At 54.0% G+C, this 19915-nt stretch carries 18 protein-coding genes; 3 read left to right on the top strand and 15 right to left on the bottom strand.

Annotation, left to right across the window (positions count from 1 at the left end; genetic code table 11):
• Nucleotide 1: 1 nt before the first annotated feature.
• The 4 genes from NMUL_RS12945 to NMUL_RS12930 all read right to left on the bottom strand — a co-directional run bounded on the left by NMUL_RS12945 (nt 2) and on the right by NMUL_RS12930 (nt 2530).
• On the bottom strand, nt 2-952 hold the full coding sequence (locus tag NMUL_RS12945; protein ID WP_011381769.1) for an aspartate carbamoyltransferase catalytic subunit: 951 nt from the start codon (nt 950-952) through the stop codon (nt 2-4).
• Complete coding sequence (pyrR, locus tag NMUL_RS12940; RefSeq protein WP_011381768.1) at nt 945-1454, bottom strand: bifunctional pyr operon transcriptional regulator/uracil phosphoribosyltransferase PyrR; 510 nt, start codon at nt 1452-1454, stop codon at nt 945-947. Before pyrR ends, NMUL_RS12945 begins: the two co-directional genes overlap by 8 nt.
• Nucleotides 1441-1896, bottom strand: a complete 456-nt coding sequence (gene ruvX, locus NMUL_RS12935; protein WP_011381767.1) for a Holliday junction resolvase RuvX — start codon at nt 1894-1896, stop codon at nt 1441-1443. Before ruvX ends, pyrR begins: the two co-directional genes overlap by 14 nt.
• 73 nt (nt 1897-1969) lie before the next feature.
• On the bottom strand, nt 1970-2530 hold the full coding sequence (locus NMUL_RS12930; protein ID WP_011381766.1) for a YqgE/AlgH family protein: 561 nt from the start codon (nt 2528-2530) through the stop codon (nt 1970-1972).
• Nucleotides 2531-2732: 202 nt separating this feature from the next.
• Here NMUL_RS12930 and NMUL_RS12925 point away from each other — a divergent pair, with 202 nt between their 5' ends.
• On the top strand, nt 2733-3197 hold the full coding sequence (locus NMUL_RS12925; RefSeq protein WP_011381765.1) for a hypothetical protein: 465 nt from the start codon (nt 2733-2735) through the stop codon (nt 3195-3197).
• On the opposite strand, the gene NMUL_RS12920 is transcribed toward NMUL_RS12925, so the two are convergent.
• The 10 genes from NMUL_RS12920 to NMUL_RS12875 all read right to left on the bottom strand — a co-directional run bounded on the left by NMUL_RS12920 (nt 3185) and on the right by NMUL_RS12875 (nt 14834).
• Nucleotides 3185-3634, bottom strand: coding sequence for a hypothetical protein (locus tag NMUL_RS12920; RefSeq protein WP_011381764.1), 450 nt, complete (start codon nt 3632-3634; stop codon nt 3185-3187). The two genes, NMUL_RS12925 and NMUL_RS12920, sit on opposite strands and share 13 nt — an antisense overlap.
• A gap of 546 nt (nt 3635-4180) precedes the next feature.
• Nucleotides 4181-4669, bottom strand: a complete 489-nt coding sequence (locus tag NMUL_RS12915) for a pilin (RefSeq protein WP_041353294.1) — start codon at nt 4667-4669, stop codon at nt 4181-4183.
• A 54-nt stretch (nt 4670-4723) separates the two neighbouring features.
• Nucleotides 4724-5149, bottom strand: a complete 426-nt coding sequence (locus tag NMUL_RS12910; RefSeq protein ID WP_011381762.1) for a universal stress protein — start codon at nt 5147-5149, stop codon at nt 4724-4726.
• Nucleotides 5150-5179: 30 nt separating this feature from the next.
• Nucleotides 5180-5911, bottom strand: coding sequence for a TerC family protein (locus NMUL_RS12905; protein ID WP_011381761.1), 732 nt, complete (start codon nt 5909-5911; stop codon nt 5180-5182).
• Between the two features lie 46 nt (nt 5912-5957).
• On the bottom strand, nt 5958-7190 hold the full coding sequence (locus tag NMUL_RS12900; RefSeq protein ID WP_041352621.1) for a patatin-like phospholipase family protein: 1233 nt from the start codon (nt 7188-7190) through the stop codon (nt 5958-5960).
• A 52-nt stretch (nt 7191-7242) separates the two neighbouring features.
• Nucleotides 7243-8631 carry a class II fumarate hydratase gene (gene fumC, locus NMUL_RS12895; protein ID WP_011381759.1) on the bottom strand — a complete coding sequence of 463 codons (1389 nt, stop codon included), beginning with the start codon at nt 8629-8631 and terminating at the stop codon, nt 7243-7245.
• Between the two features lie 274 nt (nt 8632-8905).
• On the bottom strand, nt 8906-9184 hold the full coding sequence (locus NMUL_RS12890) for a hypothetical protein (protein ID WP_041352620.1): 279 nt from the start codon (nt 9182-9184) through the stop codon (nt 8906-8908).
• Between the two features lie 249 nt (nt 9185-9433).
• Nucleotides 9434-10660, bottom strand: a complete 1227-nt coding sequence (locus NMUL_RS12885; RefSeq protein ID WP_011381757.1) for a ribonucleotide-diphosphate reductase subunit beta — start codon at nt 10658-10660, stop codon at nt 9434-9436.
• Between the two features lie 29 nt (nt 10661-10689).
• Nucleotides 10690-13560, bottom strand: coding sequence for a ribonucleoside-diphosphate reductase subunit alpha (locus tag NMUL_RS12880; RefSeq protein WP_011381756.1), 2871 nt, complete (start codon nt 13558-13560; stop codon nt 10690-10692).
• A gap of 446 nt (nt 13561-14006) precedes the next feature.
• Nucleotides 14007-14834, bottom strand: coding sequence for a methane monooxygenase/ammonia monooxygenase subunit C (locus NMUL_RS12875; RefSeq protein ID WP_011381755.1), 828 nt, complete (start codon nt 14832-14834; stop codon nt 14007-14009).
• 615 nt (nt 14835-15449) lie between these two features.
• On the opposite strand from NMUL_RS12875, the gene NMUL_RS12870 reads away from it, so the two are divergent.
• Together NMUL_RS12870 and NMUL_RS12865 are read left to right on the top strand one after the other, a co-directional pair.
• Complete coding sequence (locus tag NMUL_RS12870) at nt 15450-15863, top strand: hypothetical protein (RefSeq protein ID WP_011381754.1); 414 nt, start codon at nt 15450-15452, stop codon at nt 15861-15863.
• A gap of 1120 nt (nt 15864-16983) precedes the next feature.
• The gene (locus NMUL_RS12865) at nt 16984-18960 is read left to right on the top strand and encodes a ParB/RepB/Spo0J family partition protein (RefSeq protein WP_011381753.1); all 1977 of its coding nucleotides are present in this window, start codon (nt 16984-16986) and stop codon (nt 18958-18960) included.
• Nucleotides 18961-18975: 15 nt separating this feature from the next.
• On the opposite strand, the gene NMUL_RS12860 is transcribed toward NMUL_RS12865, so the two are convergent.
• On the bottom strand, nt 18976-19896 hold the full coding sequence (locus NMUL_RS12860) for a DUF1259 domain-containing protein (protein WP_011381752.1): 921 nt from the start codon (nt 19894-19896) through the stop codon (nt 18976-18978).
• Nucleotides 19897-19915: the final 19 nt, after the last annotated feature.

The following is a 19915-nucleotide window of genomic DNA, read 5'->3' as shown; positions in this document are numbered from 1 at the left end:
TTCAGCTTCCGGCCAGAATGGACATTACCGCCATGCGCACTGCGATGCCGAATGTTACCTGGGGCAAAATTACAGATTGCTTCCCATCGGCTACGACCGAATCGATCTCAACCCCACGGTTCATGGGTCCGGGATGCAGAACGATTGCATCCGGCTTCGCCAGCGCCAGTTTTTCGGGAGTGAGCCCGTAATATTTGAAATATTCTTCGGTGCTCGGAAGGCGCGCGCTGAGCATGCGTTCGTTTTGCAGACGAAGCATCATGAGCACATCGACGTCCTTCAGTCCTTTCGCCATATCATGGTAAACATGCACGCCCAGACGTTCGACCTTGGCGGGCAGCAATGTCTTGGGTGCGATGACACGTACTTCCGGTACCCCGAGCGTCGTCAACGCATGGATCTGCGAGCGGGCCACCCGGGAATGAAGGATGTCGCCCACTATGGCGACGCGCAGGTTATGAAAGTCGCGCTTGCAGCGACGAATGGTAAACATGTCGAGCAGGGCCTGCGTGGGATGCGCGTGCCGGCCATCCCCTGCATTGATGACGTGAATGTCAGAGCGGACATGCTGCGCAATGAGATGTGCAGCGCCGCTCTGAGCATGCCTCACCACGAACATATCGGCATGCATGGCGGAAAGATTGTTCACTGTGTCCAGCAGTGTCTCTCCTTTGGATTGGGACGAGGCTGCAATGTTGAGATTGATGACATCGGCAGACAACCGTTTTGCGGCAATTTCAAATGTCGTGCGTGTCCGCGTACTAGGTTCGAAGAACAGGTTGAATATGGATTTTCCGCGCAACAGCGGCACTTTCTTGACGTCACGTTCCGTGACCCCGACGAACGGTTCGGCAGTATCGAGAATATTCAGGAGAATCGAGGCGGGCAGTCCCTCGGTAGTCAAGAGATGCTGCAGTTGACCGCTTTTGTTCAGCTGGGGATTATTACTCATTGCCCGGGCGCTTGTCGTACAGGCTCAGGCCCAGCTTTCCATCTGCTTTCTTTTCCAGCGCGAGCATTTTTGCAGGGGGTACATCCAGCGCTGCACCAATGTACTGTGCAGCAATGGGAAGCTCTCTTCCGCCCCTGTCTATCAGGGCAGCCAGGCGAATGCTGGCCGGCCGCCCGTAATCGAATAATTCGTTGATGGCAGCGCGGATCGTTCGTCCCGTATAAAGCACATCATCGACGAGAATGATGTGGCTTCCTTCCACTTTGAACGGGATATCCGAAGGTCTGATCTGAGGATGCAGACCAATCTGTCCAAAGTCGTCGCGATAGAAGGAGACATCCAGCGCTCCCAGGGGAAGCGCCAGTTGCAGAGCCCTGTGCAGCCTTTCCGCAAGCCATACTCCGCCGGTATGAATTCCTACGACTGCGGTATCAGCGGAAATGCCTTGCCGTATCCGGGCAGTCAGCACAGCCAGCAGGTCTTCCGCTTCAGGTAGTTGCATTTCGTTGGTCAAAATAAGATTGCAATATCAGCTGAGCCGCGATCTGATCCAGCACCTGTTTCTGCCTCCTGCCCCTGACACTCGCTTCGTCCAGTGCTGAACTGGCGCTGATCGAAGTATAACGCTCATCCTCCAGGACAGTGCGAATACCAAACCGGGCCTGAAGACGATGCGCGAAGCGGCGACTTCGACGGGTAAGCTCGTGCTCTGTACCATCCGCATGAACCGGCAGTCCAACCACCAGTAAAACTGGTTTCCATTCATCCATTAGCCGAGCGATGCTTTTCAAGCATTCCTCCTTATTCTTGTTGGATAGGGTAACAAGAGGATGGGCCAATCCCAATTCCAGGTTCCCGATCGCGACCCCGATTCGTTTTTCGCCGAAATCGAAGGCCAATGCCGTGCCGGCGTGTGGCTGACTCGCTTTTTCAGCCTCCTCCATATCGGTATTGCCAATCCGTCAGCTCTGCCTGTAATGGACTGAGTATTGCTCCCTCGTCGAATGAGCGATACCTTCAGGCATGACCCACTTCATCCGACAGGCTCGAAAAGTCCACTCCAAGCAATCGCATCGCGGCCGTCAAACGTTCTTCTGCCGGTAACTCAAAAATGATGGCCGGGGAGGCAGGCACCGTCAGCCAGGCGTTTCGCGATAATTCGTGCTCTATCTGGCCCGGTGCCCATCCGGAATAGCCTAGCGCGACCAGGAGTTGCCGGGGACTCTCGCCGTTTGCTATCGCCCGTAAAATGTCGAGGGAGGTGGTAAGTCCTACATCGTCATTCACTGCCATAGTCGATTGCCATTCACCCACGGGTTGATGGAGGACGAAGCCACGGTCGAGTTGTATCGGACCGCCGAACATGATTGGAAATCTTCGTGTCAATTGATCATCGGAAGAAATATCAAGCTGATCCAGCAGGTCTTTCAAAGTGAGATCGATCGGCCGGTTCACCACCAGGCCCAATGCCCCTTGGTCACTATGCTCGCAGATATAGGTCAGCGTCTTCGCAAAGAAGGGATCTGTCATGGCGGGCATGGCAATAAGGAAATGATGGGTCAGGTCGACACTTTGCATGAGGTGAATGATTATGCGGTTATCATCTCGTGAGGTTATATTCCGGAGTGGGCTGGCGGCTGCTTGTCCGTTTCATGTTCACCCATAAAAGGACTGTCCGGCCCCGAACCTTCAAGGTCAAGTCTCCGGAAAGTTTACTATTATTGTAGAACGAATACGTTTCAGCGGTGAAGCTGTAAAGAACCTTTTCTCACTACCGTAAATGTCCATCAATCCTGGCGCGGCAGTTGCTGCGGGAATCATCGCTGGTGTCGTTGCCACCGGTGCTCAGCTTGTTCTCTGGTGGGTATTCACTGACGCACTCCCCTCCATTTTTTACCGGGATGCCCGGCTGACTGCGGCAATGCTGATGGGGTCCTCTGTCCTCCCGCCACCTGCCACATTCGAGTGGAAAGTCATGATCGTCGCAACCTTTATTCATTTCATGCTCTCCATTGCCTATGGCCTGATTCTGGCGCCCCTCATTTCCCGGCCTGGCATGTTGGTTTCCATGCTGGCAGGCGTTATCTTCGGGTTGATCATCTATGTAACGAATATGTACGGAATGACCCTCATTTTTCCCTGGTTCTCGGTAGCACGGGACTGGATCACCTTGGCTACCCATATCGTATTCGGAATCTCGCTGGCCGTTCCTTACAAATTATTGTCCAGACCTCAGTCCGCATGACGCAAAAGGTTTGAGACAAGCTGGTGAAAAGTTTTTTTCGGATCTGATTCCCTGCCCGGGTTCGTTTCCGCAGCAATACATTTGTCATCGGTAATCTCATTGCGGCAGAACTCCTGGTAATTATCCCAATCCCTGTTATACGCCGGGATATCCTGCTGCCGCACATTCGACCTGAAGTCCTCGATAATTTCATGCATCACCGGGAGGCGTGCCCGCAGATAAGTATCGATACTTCTCGGCCAGTTGGTAGGTTCGGGATACAGACCCGAGAGGGTGGATAAAATGGCCGAGCGGAATTCTTCAGCGGCCTCTGTCCGCCGTTTACGGGTGAAAATCTCATAAATACCGGCCACTACGATTCCCGCTCCCAGCAAAACCAGGGGCCGCATGGGTACGTGAGAAAAGTATGCAGATATTTGATCGCTAAATTCGTTCATGTATTTTTCCGGTTATCTTGTTGCTATAGAAACGTGCCAAAACGTGGGTGTATCACTTTTTTCTTTTTCTTGCAGGTTCCGGAGTGAGCTTGGCCGGTTATGCCAGTGCTCAGAGAAGTGGGAGTGTAGTGAGCCCGAAAAGTATGGCTCTGCCCTAAAATGGAGCACGACTATTCGACGATTATATGCATTGGAAAGTTGGGGTCAATGCTCCATGACATGATTTTCCAGCAGCAGCTTTGACTGCTCTTCACGATAACCGCCAATCGGGCTGAATGTCAAAAGTGTAGGCCCCGCGATCCCTAATTCGAAAAGACTAACGGGGGTGAATCTGACAGGAAAGCAATGCTCAGCTTCTGGCGATCGAAGCATCCTTACCGCGCCCTCACAGCGTAATTGCAGGAGGTAAACCGGGACTGTAAATGGGAGCGAATCGACCTTACAGGAATTATTGAACCAGGTTTGTAACCCCTGATGAGTGCCGAAGCGCCCACAGTGGTCGAGGCGGACGAAGTGGACCGCAAATCCTCTTTTTCGCGCTTCCTCCTATTTGCAGGATGACGGCCGGTGCTGGGGCAGGACATTACCCGGGACAAGGTCGGGAATCCCGGAGACAGGATCGGTATTATCATTGCAGAACCATTCCTTGCCGTTTGCTGTCGCCAGAACCAGTGTTCTGCCGGATCCCTCCGTCACCAGGGCCGGACTCACCCCGGTATTCCTGAATTTTGCTATTACCTCAAAACCTTTTTCGCGGGATTCCGGCGTGAGGCTCGCGACATACTTGCCGGTCCGTGCGGGCACCAGATTGTCGAACTCTTCGGAGGTAGGCCATCTTCCCTTATCCGAATAAAACGCGGCAACAGGAGATTTAACGCGGCCGAGAAGATCGAGCGCTTCGGTTACCTGGGCGCGGGCCTGGGAGTCCTCATAGAGCCGAAATGCAGGTGGAATAGCGATCGTCGCCAGGATGCCAATGAGGGCAACTACCATCATTGACTCGATCAAGGTTAGGCCCTTCTGATCCTGCTTCATGCTAAAAAACTCCTTCTTGGTTAAACGCATCACTATTCCCTGATATCCGCCATCCTATTTGATCAGGAGCACCGGTATTGTCGAAAGCTGTATGACCTTGCTGGCAACCGAACCCAGCAATATTCCTTTCACCGTTCCAAGTCCACGCGGGCCAAGCACGATCTGATCGAAATTCATTTCTTCCGCATAACGCAGAATGATGTTGGGCGGATGTCCTGAAGAGACATGGAACCGGTAGCCGATCCCGGCCTGATCGAGCAATGCTCGCGCCGATGACAGTTCTTTCGTACCTTCTTCCTGGTAATACAGATCTATGCTCTTCTTGTCTATGAACATCGGCACGTTGCCGCGCAAGGGGAATTGCACGTTCAGCAAATGTATTTCGGGTGCTTCCCTGTATGAAGGAACCAGTTTGATGAACTTTCCGACTGCGTTGTCCGATGCCGCTGAACCATCTACCGGCAACAGGAGTTTCAGCATGTTTTCTCCCTCATAACAGTTAATTTGCGCCTACGAACGCGGTTTATCGTTTATATCGTCCATCAGGTCGACGATCGCGGCTCTTCTTGCCCCGGCCTTGTCGGCAAGCCATTTCCCGATGGTCACGATCAGCAGAGCGCCTGCCGCGGGTGCAACCCAGTGCAGAAAGGCCGCGTTGTTATTTACCCATTCCCTGCTGACCGCGTCGGTAATGCTCATGTGTCCCGCGATCCAGCCAAGCAGGCCCGCACCGATGAAGATAGTGACGGGAAATTTTTCCATGAGTCTCATTACCAGCTTGCTGCCCCAAACGATGATGGGCACACTCACCACCAGGCCAAAGACCACCAGGATGACACTGTCCCGGGCGGCGCCGGCAATGGCAATCACATTATCCAGGCTCATCATGGCATCGGCGACAATGATGGTTTTAATCGCGCCCAGCAAGGTTGCGCTTGCGCTGATCTCATGTCCGTTCCCTTCCGGTTCGGGTTGAAGCAACTTGATGCCGATCCATAATAGCAGCAGAGCCGCCACGATTTTCAGGAATGGAATTGCCATCAAGGTGAAGGCGAAGTAGATCAGCACGACCCGCAGCGCAATGGCGCCGAACACTCCCCAGAAAATGCCGAGATTTCGCTGCTTTTCGGGAAGCCGCCGGCATGCAAGCGCGATAACCACCGCGTTATCGCCTCCCAGAACGATATCAATGGTAATAATCTGGAGTACGGCTATCCAGAATTGCGGACTGGCAAGGTCCATAAGAAGTCTCTGAAAAATAGGGAATCGGGTGAGGCGACCAGGCTGTTCAGCCTATCCCCGGAACTGGATTGCGGATTATACCAGCGTCGGATAAATCTGCTTGCGTCGGCCCATTGATTGGCGCTGCATTGAGAAACCGCAAGAGTTCGGCTTTGCGCGGCAGCGTATCCTGATAGCCGAGATCGATGAGTGCGCGGCAGAAGGGTTCTTCAAACAGAACATAGCTCAGGAGAGACGAGCCGTCGCGTCTCATTGCCCCGATGGCCCGGTAAAAAAGCCGGATAGTATGCGGCAGGGTTGCAGCGTGCTGCTGCGCGATTTCAGTGAATTCAACGCTGGGGGAAATGACCATATGTTGAATCTGGCGCAGCGGCATGTCGTGATTTCTCATTTTTTCTTCGGGAATCATGCGTAGGGTCCGATTGATGCGCTGCAACCGTTCCAAGTCGACATAAAGGTTATCGAGAAAAATACTGCTCATGATATGACCGCCGATCTGCGCGAGCGTGGGATAGGTGTCTACCTTGACACGCTCGGGCTGTGTTTCCTCTATCTTGCGCACGCCAATCACCAGCACACGGTCTGCCCCGAGATGCAGCGCGGGACTCAACGGCGCAAGCTGGCGCATTGAACCGTCTCCGAAGTACTCGCGGTTCAGCCGCACGGCTGGAAAAAGAAGCGGAATGGCGGAAGAGGCCAGCAGATGCTCAATTTCGATAGGAACGGCGACACCGATGCGGCGTTCCCGCTTCCACGACCGTATGCTGTCCGCACCCTGATAGAACGTCACCGATTGTCCGCTGGTATAGCCCCAGGCGGTAATGCCGAGAGCATGCAAGGCGCCGGTATCGATACTCTTCTGAATGCTTTGAAGCGGCAGGCTGTTTTCCAGCAGTTGCGCAAGTGGCGAGTTGTCGAGCAGGGAGGTCGCGCCCTGGTTTTTCACGCTTCCAAACAGGAGAGATGCGAGCCAGCGTATTGCATTTGCGTATACGCCTAGAGGGTCTGTCCGGTAGGCCTGGTTGACGTGCGCGTTTTCCCATACCCCCGACAGGCGTCGCACACCCTCCTGAAAGTTCCGGGCCGAGATGGCGAGAACCGCGGCATTGAATGCGCCGGCGGATGTACCGCAAATTACGGGAAAGGGGGTGCGCGTTCTCTTGGGCAGCATCGCCGCGATAGCCTGCAGAACACCCACCTGATAGGCGGCACGGGCCCCTCCTCCAGTCAGGACGAGGCCCACTTTCGGTACCCGTGAGGATGACGGGAGCAAGCTCATTCACCCTGGCGGCAGAAGCCGCAGGAGCAGCAACATTTATTCAACCCAAGCATCATTGCGGGTGAATCATGTCTTCCGGTCTTACCCAATCCTGAAATTGATCGACGGTAATATAGCCGGTTGCAACGGCTGCCTGTTCCAGTGTAGTGCCTTCGCGATGCGCTTTCTTCGCGATTTCAGACGCCTTGTCGTAGCCGATGTGGGGCGCGAGTGCAGTCACCAGCATCAGCGATTTGCGCAGCAATTCATCTATGCGATCGATGTTTGCGGTGATTCCGATCGCGCAATGCTCGTTGAAGCTTATCATACCATCCGCGAGCAGGCGCACGCTTTGCAGGAAATTGTGAATGATAAGCGGTTTCATGACGTTGAGCTCAAAATTCCCCATTGCGCCACCCATATTGATGGCGACATCATTGCCCATTACCTGGCAGCACAGCATGGTAAGCGCCTCTGACTGTGTCGGATTGACTTTGCCGGGCATGATGGAACTGCCCGGCTCGTTTTCAGGAATTTTCAGTTCGCCGATTCCGCAGCGCGGGCCCGACGCAAGCCAGCGGATATCATTGGCGATCTTCATGAGCGAGGCTGCCAGGGTCTTGAGCGCACCGTGCGCATGGACGAGCGCATCGTTGGCAGCGAGGGCTTCAAACTTGTTGGGAGCTGTCACAAAAGGCAGGCCCGTCAATCTTGCCAATTCCGCTGCGATCCGCACCGCAAACTCAGGGTGGGCATTCAATCCGGTACCCACCGCCGTCCCTCCCAGAGCCAGTTCATATACATGCGGAAGCGCGGCGTCGACATGCCCCAACCCGTGGTCCAGTTGGGAAACATACCCCGAGAATTCCTGCCCCAAGGTGAGGGGAGTAGCATCCTGCAAATGGGTGCGGCCGATTTTGACAATGCCTGAAAATGCCTCCGCTTTGGCGGCCAGCGTATGCCGCAACGCGGCAATGCCAGGCTTCAACTGATGATTGAGGGAGCAGGCGGCCGCCACATGCATGGCAGAGGGAAACACGTCATTGGATGACTGCCCCTTGTTTACATCGTCGTTGGGATGGATCCTGCAATCCCCTCCTCTTCCGCCTCCCAGCAGTTCAGAAGCGCGATTTGCCAGCACTTCGTTCATATTCATGTTGGTCTGGGTGCCCGAGCCGGTCTGCCACACGACCAGCGGAAACTCTGCATCATGATCGCCTGCGATCACCTCATCCGCAGCCTGGATGATGGCGGTAGCGCGCCCGTCATCCAGAACCCCCAGATCACGGTTTATGGCAGCTGCCGCCCGCTTCACGAGTGCCAGCGCGTGAAGCAGCGCAGGCGGCATGCGTTCGCCTGAAATTCTGAAATTCTGCAAGGAGCGCTGGGTCTGCGCGCCCCACAGCGCGTGCGCGGGCACCTGTATTGAGCCCATGGTATCCCGTTCATCACGGTAATTCATATCAGCCTTGGATCAAGGAAAGACAGGCGGCCATATAAGAAATATCCAAGAAGAGATACCCGGGCACGCACATTCGCCGGTGAAGGCAGGAAATAAAAGCAGCCGGAAGGGGAGACTGCGGAAAGACCGCATGCTTGCCCTGCACGCACGGAAATCCGGGTGCAGAGATTGAAAACCGACCTGGAGAAGATTTATTCGTACTTATTCTGAAGAAGAGCACGTCCAATCGCCGGAACATGGTGCGATGAAACGTGCCGGATCAGGGGGATACTGATCAGTTTTCGAGCCGGAAGGATTCTTCGCCGGGTTGGCCGGTTTCAGGATCGATCCAGTCGGATATGCCGAGCTCGTCCTCGGCCTGCTCCAGAGTCTCCCCCGGTTCATAGTCCGAGTCGGCGTTGTACTCCATATCCTGGATGGCTTCAAGTAAGGTGGGGAAGGGACCGAATACCCTGTCACCCTCTTTTTCGTCATGCCAATAAAAACCATCGGGTCGTTCAACAACGCGCGTGGTGTCGTAGTCGCGGGACCCTTGTGGAATTGTACGAGCCATTACCACCTCCATCAGGTAGAGATTCGAATGAAGGCCAATGTTAACCTCGTCCTTAAAATTTTACCAGCGTAAATGATTATAATCGACGCAGGGAAAATGTATTGATGGCAGAGCCCGCGGAATCGAGGCGGGCTGCCAGACGATGCAAAAATCCGAAATGCGAAGAGTTGCTTAAAGCGGGGAGTGAGGCAGGCAGACCCTTCGTGACGCGCCTGCTGTCCCTCATTATTATTCTAGTATTCTAGTTGTTTAGTCCCAGTTCAGCACACCGCCAGTCTGATACTCGGTAACGCGTGTTTCAAAAAAGTTCTTTTCCTTTTTCAGATCGATCATTTCAGACATCCAGGGGAAGGGGTTGCTCGCTCCCGGATAGAGAATATCCAGACCTATCTGCTGGCAGCGGCGGTTGGCGATATAGCGCAGGTATTCCTTGAACATGGGCGCGTTCAATCCCAGAACGCCTCGCGGCATGGTGTCCTCGGCATAACGGTATTCCAGTTCCACCGCTTTTTGCATCAGCGCACTGATTTCGCTGCGAAATTCTTTCGTCCACAAATGCGGGTTTTCCATTTTGATCTGATTCACGACATCGATGCCGAAATTGCAGTGCATGGATTCATCCCGCAGAATGTATTGATACTGCTCGGCCGAGCCCGTCATCTTGTTCTGCCTTCCGAGCGCCAGGATCTGTATGAAACCTACATAAAAGAACAGGCCTTCCATGATGCAGGCGAATACGATCAGGCTTTTAAGCAACTTCTGATCCGCTTCGAGCGTGCCCGTCCTGAATGATGGATCAGTGAGCGTATCGATAAAGGGAATCAGGAATTCATCCTTCTCGCGGATGGATCTCACTTCGTGATAGGCGTTGAAAATCTCGCCTTCGTCCAGCCCCAGCGATTCGACGATGTACTGATAGGCATGCGTATGAATCGCCTCTTCAAAGGCTTGCCGTAACAGGTACTGGCGGCATTCCGGATTGGTGACGTGCCGGTAAGTGCCGAGCACGATGTTGTTGGCCGCGAGCGAATCCGCGGTAACGAAGAAGCCCAGGTTGCGCTTGACTATCCGCCGCTCATCCTCGGTCAGTCCGTTCGGATCTTTCCAGAGAGCGATATCGCGGCTCATGTTGATTTCCTGAGGCATCCAATGGTTGGCGCAGGCCGCCAGATACTTCTCCCACGCCCATTTGTACTTGAAAGGCACCAGTTGGTTGACATCCGCCTTGCAATTGATGATGCGCTTGTCTTCCACCGACACGCGCCGATGGATGTCCTCTGCGGAATAGTCCTTTTCTCCCATGCCATTCCCTCCATGCGACCCAGTCACATCGCTCACGCCACCTTCTGCCTCCGTCCCGTTCGTGCCGTCAAGGCGGCTCGCTGCTTCAGGGCCCGCGCGGGTTCCGTCAAGCAATCCCGGCTCGCCGTTTCTCCGCGGCGCCGATGGCATGATTTCATCCTCGAATATCAACATATCTTTCTCCTAACATTACATTTTAATTGTTATTGGCATGATTCACATTCCGGATCATCGACGGAACAGAACGATACGTCTGTCGCCGGCACTGCCGCCGCACCCATGGCTGGCAGACTTCCTTCTGCGGGCACCGCATTCAAAGAGCCAGCCTGGACTGTAGATTTTTCTGCTGACGTTGCTCCGAGCGAGCGCAGATAATAGGTCGTCTTCAAGCCACGCACCCAGGCCAGTTTGTAGGTTTCATCCAGCTTTTTGCCGGAGACGCTCGCAATATAGATATTCAGGGACTGGGACTGATCTATCCATTTCTGCCGGCGCGCTGCCGCCTCGATCAACCACTGGGGTTCCACCTCGAAGGCAGTGGCATAAAGCTTGCGAAGTTCGGTCGGTACGCGGTCTATCTTGCCCAGGGCGCCATCGAAATACTTGATATCAGAAATCATGACCTCGTCCCATAGCCCAAGCTTTTTCAGGTCGCTTACCAAGTACTGGTTGGCAATGGTGAATTCTCCCGACAAATTGGATTTGACGTAAAGATTCTTGAAGGTTGGCTCGATGCTGGCTGAAACGCCGACAATGTTCGAAATGGTCGCGGTGGGCGCTATTGCGAGGCAGTTGGAGTTACGCATGCCATGGTTTCTGATGCGTTCGCGCAGCGCTTCCCAGTCCAGCGTCGATGATCTGTCCGCCTCGATGTATCCGCCGCGTTCTTCCTGCAGCAGGTCGAGCGTATCCTGGGGCAGAATGCCGCGGTCCCACAGACTGCCGCGATAGGAAGCATAACGTCCCCGCTCTTCGGCCAGTTCGGTCGAGGCCCAGTAGGCATGGTAGGCCATCGCTTCCATGGTACGGTCCGCAAATTCCACTGCTTCGTCCGAAGCGTAGGGAATGCGCATCCTGTGCAGGCAATCCTGGAAACCCATGATACCCAGCCCGACCGGCCGGTGCCTGAGATTGGAGTTGCGCGCCTTGGCCACGGCATAGAAATTGATATCGATCACATTGTCGAGCATGCGCATGGCGAGGCTGACAGTACGCTTGAGCTTGTCGGCATCCAGCTTCCCGCCATCATCGATGTGGGCTGCCAGATTGATCGAACCAAGGTTGCATACCGCGATTTCCTGATCATTGGTATTCAGCGTTATCTCGGTGCAGAGATTGGAACTGTGCACCACCCCTATATGGTTTTGCGGCGAGCGGATATTGCAGGCATCCTTGAAGGTGATCCATGGGTGCCCGGTTTCAAACAGCATGCTCAGCATTTTGCGCCATAACTGCACCGCGGGTATCGTCTTGTACAGGTCGAGTTCGCCGCGCGCGACTTTATCCTCGTAGGCGAGATAAGCCTGCTCAAATGCCTTGCCATACTTTTCGTGCAGATCGGGCACGTCGGAAGGCGAAAAGAGCGTCCATTCGCCCCCTTCCATTACCCGTTTCATGAACAGGTCGGGAACCCATGTGGCCGTGTTCATGTCATGCGTGCGCCGGCGATCGTCCCCGGTATTCTTGCGCAGTTCCAGAAACTCCTCGATATCCAAATGCCAGGATTCGAGGTAGGCACAAACGGCGCCTTTGCGTTTGCCGCCCTGGTTTACCGCCACGGCCGTGTCGGATACTACCTTGAGAAAGGGGACTACGCCCTGGGACTTGCCGTTGGTGCCCTTGATATGCGATCCCATCGCCCGCACACGCGTCCAATCATTACCCAGTCCTCCGGCATACTTGGCAAGCAGCGCGTTTTCCTTGATTCCCTCGTAAATCCCATCCAGGTCGTCCGGCACTGTCGTGAGATAGCATGAAGACAGCTGCGAGCGGCGTGTGCCGGAATTAAACAGGGTGGGTGTGGAACTCATGAAATCAAAGTTGGACAGCACATGGTAGAACTCTATCGCCCGTGCTTCACGATCGATTTCGTTCAATGCAAGCCCCATCGCCACCCGCATGAAAAATGCCTGCGGCAACTCGATGCGGCGCTCCTGTATATGCAGAAAATAACGGTCATACAAGGTTTGCAAACCGAGATAGCCAAATTTGAGATCGCGCTCCGCATGGAGGGCTTGTGCCAGCCTGGGCAAGTCAAACTGCGCCAGCCGCTCATCCAGCAGTTCGGCTTCGATTCCGCGCTTTATGAAGGCCGGGAAATATTCCATATAGCGCCCGGCCATTTCCCTTTGTACGATTTCCTCGCCCAGCACCTCGAAGCGGAGCGAGTGCAGCAGCAGTCGCGCCGTGACGTAGCTGTAGGCCGGCTCTTTTTCCAGCAACGCCCGTGCTGACAGGATTACCGATTTCCTTACTTCCTCCATCGGCACTCCATCATATAAATCCTTGAGCGTGGCTTTAAGTATCAGCGCAGGATCGACCCCCTCACCCAGACCTTCGCAGCAGGAGCCGATCAGCGCCAACAGTCTCGCGGTATCGAGCGGAACCCTGCGCCCGTCCTCGAGCACGTTCAGGACGCTGCCGGCCGCCTCCGCTGCACCCGCTTCCTTTTGCTGCGCCCGCTTGCGCGCGCGATCCTCGCGGTACAGCACATAGGCCCGCGCCACATCATGCTCGCCCGAGCGCATCAATGCCAGTTCCACCTGATCCTGGATATCCTCGATATGAAAGGTTCCACCCGAGGGCTGGCGGCGCATCAAGGCGTTCACCACATCTTCGGTCAGGCGCGCCACCACTTCGCGTACCCTGGCCGAAGCAGCCCCCTGGCTGCCCTCGACTGCGAGAAACGCTTTCGTCATGGCAATGGAGATTTTGTTCGGTTCGAATCCGGCCACTGAGCCATTGCGGCGAATGATCTTGTATTGGGAATAGCGCGGATCGTGGCCGGAAGGGTTCGAAGAAAACTCGTAGCCTGCCATTGCCGGCCGGGGTGTTTGATCTGTGGAAAGCTGCATGACTGGATGCTCCTCATTTGTAAGGGAAATGTACCGAATCCCTGGGCAAAGCCTGATATTTTAGGTGTTGTGGAAATGCTGTGGAAAACCTGTGGACTACTATATATAGTAGTGCATGAGAGTGTGTTCAACTATCTCTAGTGTCCAAGGCGCAATAGTCCTATATTTTCCGACAGGTGTCAAAAGGTATTTTTGGAGTTTTTGAGGCTGTCATTTTCAGGACTTTGGCGCCTATATGCGGAAGATGATGTTCACGGAAACTGAGGCAATCCGGGGTAAAAAGCCGGGCATGACGGCGAGAGGTGTAGAGGTGATTTCCCTGGAGGAGGACTGGAAGAGAAGCGCCAGAGACTTTCCGGTGATGCTGTTTTTGCCAAAAACCCCATCCCTGTGAAAGCGGATGGGGTGTACCACGCTGTTACGATCTGGACTTGAAGGCTGGTTCTTTAGACAACGTTATCCAGGATTACCCGGCTTTGCCTGTTCCACTGCACGTCCATGAGGTTGGAGAACCGTGCGATCACCTGGACGGCAATGCCGCCGGAGAACAGGGCTGCCCAGGCCAGCACCACGAAGCCCCAGTGCAGCGGTGCGCTGAAGAGTTCCTCCATGAACCAGAAGGCGTGCCCCCACTCATTGAGGCCCACGTTCGGAAGGCTCATCAGCGGACCTGCGATGGCCATCAGCAGCGGAAACGAAGTTCCCTTGTTGTAGAGCGGCAAGCGCGTACTTGCATACAGGAAAGTCGACACGCCCATGATGATGTACATCGGGAACGCCCCATAGAACAGCGGTATATGGCTGGGTGTAAAGCTCGTGTCACGGATGATCACCTGATGCCAGGAAGCATCCTGTTCGGTGAAGAAGCTCGATCCCCAGTAGACGGCGAACATGTACACACCAAGCCACATGAGGAAATAGAAGTACCGCTTGATTTCCTTTTTCACCGCAAGGCTTGCGAGTTGCTCCTGGGTATCGCGCGTCTTCCATATCCAGCCCCAGACGATCAGGGCGAGGGTTGGCCAGAGCATCATCTGGAAACGCCACAGCCCCATCCAGATTTGCTCGAACTCCGGCTCCATGGAGTCCATCCCGTGGGAATAGGCATAGGTGCGTTGAAACCAGACCCAGAAAACCGCCATTCCCAGTATCGGCAGCAGACCCAGCTTGTAGAACCTGGAGTCATACCATTCCGACATGTCGTACGCTGCACTGCTCGCACTGCTCTCCCTCTTATGACCAACTGCAATGGTCTCAGGTGTAATTGCAGACATCGCTAACTCCTTTTGCAAATAATCAAGAACCCCAATGGGGTATCCAAATTAAGAACAAAAACTACCAGCTCAAGGATTCAGTCAAATTTGGCTGGTAGAAAAAGATAATCAGATTGAATACGAACCTTGTCCGATTATCTTGCGATAAGTCTCCAATGTCATATCCTCCTATTTAAATGAATTAGTCATACCTGTTTTTTTACAGGTACTTGTTAGAGTATCATTCATAAAATAAAGTTCATTCTAAATGATATATAAATATACAAGGATGATTCTTATGCATTTTTGTATATGCATGGCATAAATCTGCCAAGGAATCGGGGAAAGTGAAGGAGGCCAATCCGGCTTGCGCCGAGTTGGCATGGACGAAGATTCGGAAAACAAGAGGCCTTGCTCAAGAAGTGGCCGAAAGGCTTACCTGAAGGGTATAAGCCGAGTCAGAAAAAGAGCTGGTGATGCCATGAAAAAGCGGATTTCATTAGAAACTGCGCCTTGAGGCACGTTTGTCACTCTAAGGGTTTCCCTTAGTATAAAACCAGAGTTTCCCCAATATACGCAGCGTGTTGACTGAGATAGGATAAGCTCACTTTCATCCTGTTTGGGTTCATTACTATCATGAAGACAAGATCAGGAAATATCTTCGCAGTGTTATCGATAGCAGTCCTGCTGAGTTCGACGAACTCGTTGACGATTGCAGCTGAGCCCATTGACACCCCTGAGATTCGTGCAGCTATCCAGAAAGCCACGACTCCGGGCGATCATGAGGCTGTAGCGAAATATTATGAAAATGCCGCTATGCAAATGCAGGCAAAAGTGAAGGAAGAAAAGGAGTTGCTGGAGCAATATAAGAATAAAAGCTATCTTTATGGCAGGCAGGCTCAGGACCTGCAATCGCATACTGCAGCATTAATACGTCGTCACGAGCAGACCGTCGCAGCCGACATGAAAGAAGCCGCTTTGCATCGTCAAATGGCATCGAAACTTGATGAAAACCATGCCGCATCCGACCGCCAAAGCCCGGCAATGTGAACTACAACCAAGGATACAGGATAAGGCTGGTTTTCAGTAACTCACCCTGAATGTCAGGCTATCCTCTGCTCGAGTCTTGCGGTGATCGTAAATCCGGGTCGTGGAAAATATTGGCATGCCAGCCCCTCCTGGCCCGGGATGTACGCGCTGTTATCCAGAGCATTGGTTGGGGCTGTTGCGCGTTGAATCTCATATTTCCCTGAAATCACTCGCCCCACCTGTTACCAAAGCCTCTTCTGCACAAAGTATCAAATTATTGATGTCTTGTATTTCCAAAGGCGTGCATGCATTCTGGATGGCAGTGGCCTGCTGAGTCCAACAGGGGATGCCCCCCACCCCAGCAAAGATAGCGCAGCGATAGTTTTTGTTGTTTCATAAATAGAGGTTCGTCCGGTTTACGGCAGCGAACCCTGCCACCTGGTTTAGCCCAACTGCTTTCTGCTGCCGGTCCTGTCCGTCCTTACCTTTATTGCTCAAAGAGAATTTCCCGTTCGAGTCCAATTCGGGTGGGCAGAGGGGAGGCTCATGTTCCTCGACACGCCGCTTGAAGTCCTCGGGGTCTTTCGCCCAGCCGCATGGCGCCGTGCGCTAGCGGATTGCCGAGTGTCAAGAAATCGCTGAGGTTTTGGCATGCTCAATAGCAGTCGCCTTGCAGTCGGGTATCTCTCTTTTAGCCATTTCGCGCTGATCCCGGCGCGAATCTCCTTATTATGACGCTGCCCAGCGAAATTTAGAATATCGTATCCGATCATGCTCCCGAGGCTATGGGCAATGATAATGATCCGGTCGTAGCGTTTCGTTGCCACGATGCGATGTTCAGGCTCTTCTAGCGAATTTTCTGGCGCGCCTCGATATTTCGGGGACTCGGACTCAGATAAATGGCGGCATCATCAACATAACTTTGCACGACTGTCGAAAGGGGCGTGCCAAAGAGGATAAGATAAAACCATTTCGGGAACACGGAAGGATTCAGGGATAATACGTTCTGGATTATTACGGAAGCGGGTCACGGCGTGATGGCATTCCTTTTGCCGAAGCTCATTAATGCCGAGCCAGTGCTTGATAACACTGATACCACCGGCTTTTCTTTTCCGTTTTATTAAGCATTCCTAGGAGAACCATGATGGAAACCATCGAAACCGGTCTTGTCCGCATTCCGATAAAAAAACTTGTCATCTCCCCCCTGAATGTTCGCAAGAAGCAGGGAACCGGCATCGAAGAATTGGCCGCTCTGATCGCTTCGCAGGGATTGATCCACAACCTGGTCGTTACCGTGCAGCAGAAAAAGGGCAGGAAAAGCGGCAAGTATGAAGTGATTGCCGGCGGCCGCAGGCTGGCCGCCTTGAACCTGCTGGTAGCCGATAGGCGCCTGTCGAAAGACCATGAGGTGGATTGCCGGGTGGTCGAGCACAAAGAGGCGCTGGAAATAAGCCTGTCCGAGAACAGTGGGCGGGAGCACATGCATCCTGCCGATCTCGTTATGGCCTATCGCAGCCTGATAGATGCGGGATTTGCGCTGGATGAGATTGCCCCGCGCTTTGGCGTCTCTCCGCTGACCGTCAGGCGTTACCTCAAGCTGACCAAGGTCTCCCCCAGGATTTTCGCGCTGTATGCCGAAGACAGGATGAGCTTCGAGCAGATAACAGCCTTGGCGCTCACCGACGACCACGAATTGCAGGAGCGGCTCTGGGACAACACGCCGGAATACCAGCGCAACGGCGCAACCTTCCGGCGGCTCATCACCGAAACCGAGATCAACATAAGGACGAGCCCGCTTGCCAGATTCGTCGGAGTAGAGGAATACGAGGCCGCAGGAGGCGTGATACGTCGTGATCTTTTCGGGGAGGAGGACGACGGTTATATGCAGGATGCTGAATTGCTCGAGTCGCTTGCCCTGGAGAAACTCAATCAGGCGGTCGAGCCGCTGAAGGAGAAAGGATATGCGTGGGTACAGGTTCGCACCACCTTCGACTATTCAGACAGGGCCGAATTCTCGCAGATGCGGATAGTCAGACGCGAGCCGACTTCGGCGGAGCAGGCCAGGATGGATGCGCTGGAAGCGGAACTGGAAGCCATCGAGGCCGGATATGATGGATCCGATGAGGAGCGGGGCAGCACAGGAGAACTCTACAAATCAATAGAGAAAAAGAAAAAAGCGGAGCGCATTCGGGACGAACTGACGAAGCTTGCCGAATCGCTGGAGGAAATTTATCCGGACGATCTTGCAATTGCAGGAGCCATTGCCACCGTCGACCACGAAGGCAAGCTCCGTATCGAGCGGGGCCTCATCCGCAAGGAGGACATGAGGAAGCAACCGAAGGAATCAAAGGAATCAAAAGAACCAAGGGAATCGAGGGAACAAAATGAACCGGGAGAGTCAGGGGAGCGGGAAGCGGCAGCGATTGAAGGAGCCGGTGGCGAGAAGCCGGTCCATTCGGAGAAGCTGACCCGCATGCTGACCGTGCATCGCACGGCCGCCGTGCAGGCAGCCATGACGAACCGGCCGGAAGTTGCGCTCGCCGCCCTCGTGCACCGGATGGCGGTACAGATTTTCTCAAATGATTCCGCGTCAAATCCTGTCCTGCAGATCAGCATCGAGGAAACCCGTGTCAAGCCGGATGCGGAGGGTATTGAGCAGAGCAAGGCAGCGACCGCACTTGCAAAAAAGCGCCGGCAATGGCAGAAGCGTATCGATGCGGCAGGGCGGGGCGGCATGACCCTGTTTGGGTGGCTACTGGAGCAGTCGCAGCAAGACCTTCTGGATCTGCTGGCTTTCTGCACGGCGGTTTCGGTCAATACGGTGTCGGAACGGGAAAGCACACCGCCACAGGATGTAACTGCACTCATGACCGCCTTGAATCTGGACATGGCCGACTGGTGGGAAGCGACAGGGGAGAGCTATTTGTCCCACGTCAGCAAAGACCGGCTCCTTGCGATTGTGGCGCAAGCGGTTTCGCCCGAACATGCACGGAGCATGAATGGACTCAAGAAAGGCGACCTGGTGCGGCAGGCGGAGCAGGTACTATCCGGCATAAAGTGGTTGCCGGATCATTTCAAAGTCACTAAAACCCGCACGGGCAAACAAAGTGACGCGTAGATTGCCTTTTGCCGGTTATTTGTGATGCGCCTGTGCATCCAGGGCTTTCCTGATGGTTTTTGCCAGATCGGCTGCATTGCCTTTGCCCCAGTAGTGCATGAATAAGTGATGGGGCTGCTCATGCGTCATGTGTTGATGAATTGCTACAATATTTATGTCGCCTTCTCGCATTGTTCTCAAGACAGTCTGCATTTCATCGGGGAGCATGACGAAATCCCCATCCACCACTGCCTCGCTATCGCTGCCCGCAAAGGCCGCCCATGTGTTTATACCCATTTCTTTTCCCACTGATACCCCATGAATGGTGGCGGGGCGGCCGATGACAACTTTAAACATGCCATCTTTCGAAGTTCCTTTCATGTCCAGGATTTGTTCCAGAGGCTGAGGGGAAATCTTGTTCTCCTGCGGGATTGTCTTGGGAAACCGTGAAGAGGGAACAGGCTGGACAGCGCGGATTTCAGCGACCTTGTCATAAATCTTCTTTACCCCGGCCGAAAGTTCAGCAGCGCTTCCCCTGCCACCGATGTGCATGAAATACACCTTGGGTTCATCAAAGAAAAAATGATTGTGCAAGCCAGTTACTTCCAGCCCCGCCTCGAAAGCCGCGCTTATCGCAGGATTGACCTCATCCTCGAACAGCACGGTATCGCCCATCATTACGACCTGGTCATCCTGTGCAGGAGCAAAGCCAGCCCATGAGCCCAAGCCCATGAAAGGCGGCATTGGCCATTTATCTACCTGTATCTTTACGTCAGTGCGTGGCTTGGACACTTTGAAAACGTTTTCCTCCTTGGAGTACGTTCCCTTGAGCCCTGTCAACCGCTCGATCTCGGCCGTATTCAGGATGGCTCGGGTGTCCGCGGCGTGAGTGATTGCGACGACGAGCGTCAATGAAGCAGCAATAAGACAATGCCTAAGAAGCCCTGGATAAGACATCGTGATTCCTCCTCCTTGA

This window comes from Nitrosospira multiformis ATCC 25196, assembly GCF_000196355.1.
Lineage (GTDB): Bacteria > Pseudomonadota > Gammaproteobacteria > Burkholderiales > Nitrosomonadaceae > Nitrosospira > Nitrosospira multiformis.
The sequence above is the reverse complement of the archived record's forward strand: the minus strand, read 5'-3'. Positions and strand labels throughout refer to the sequence as shown.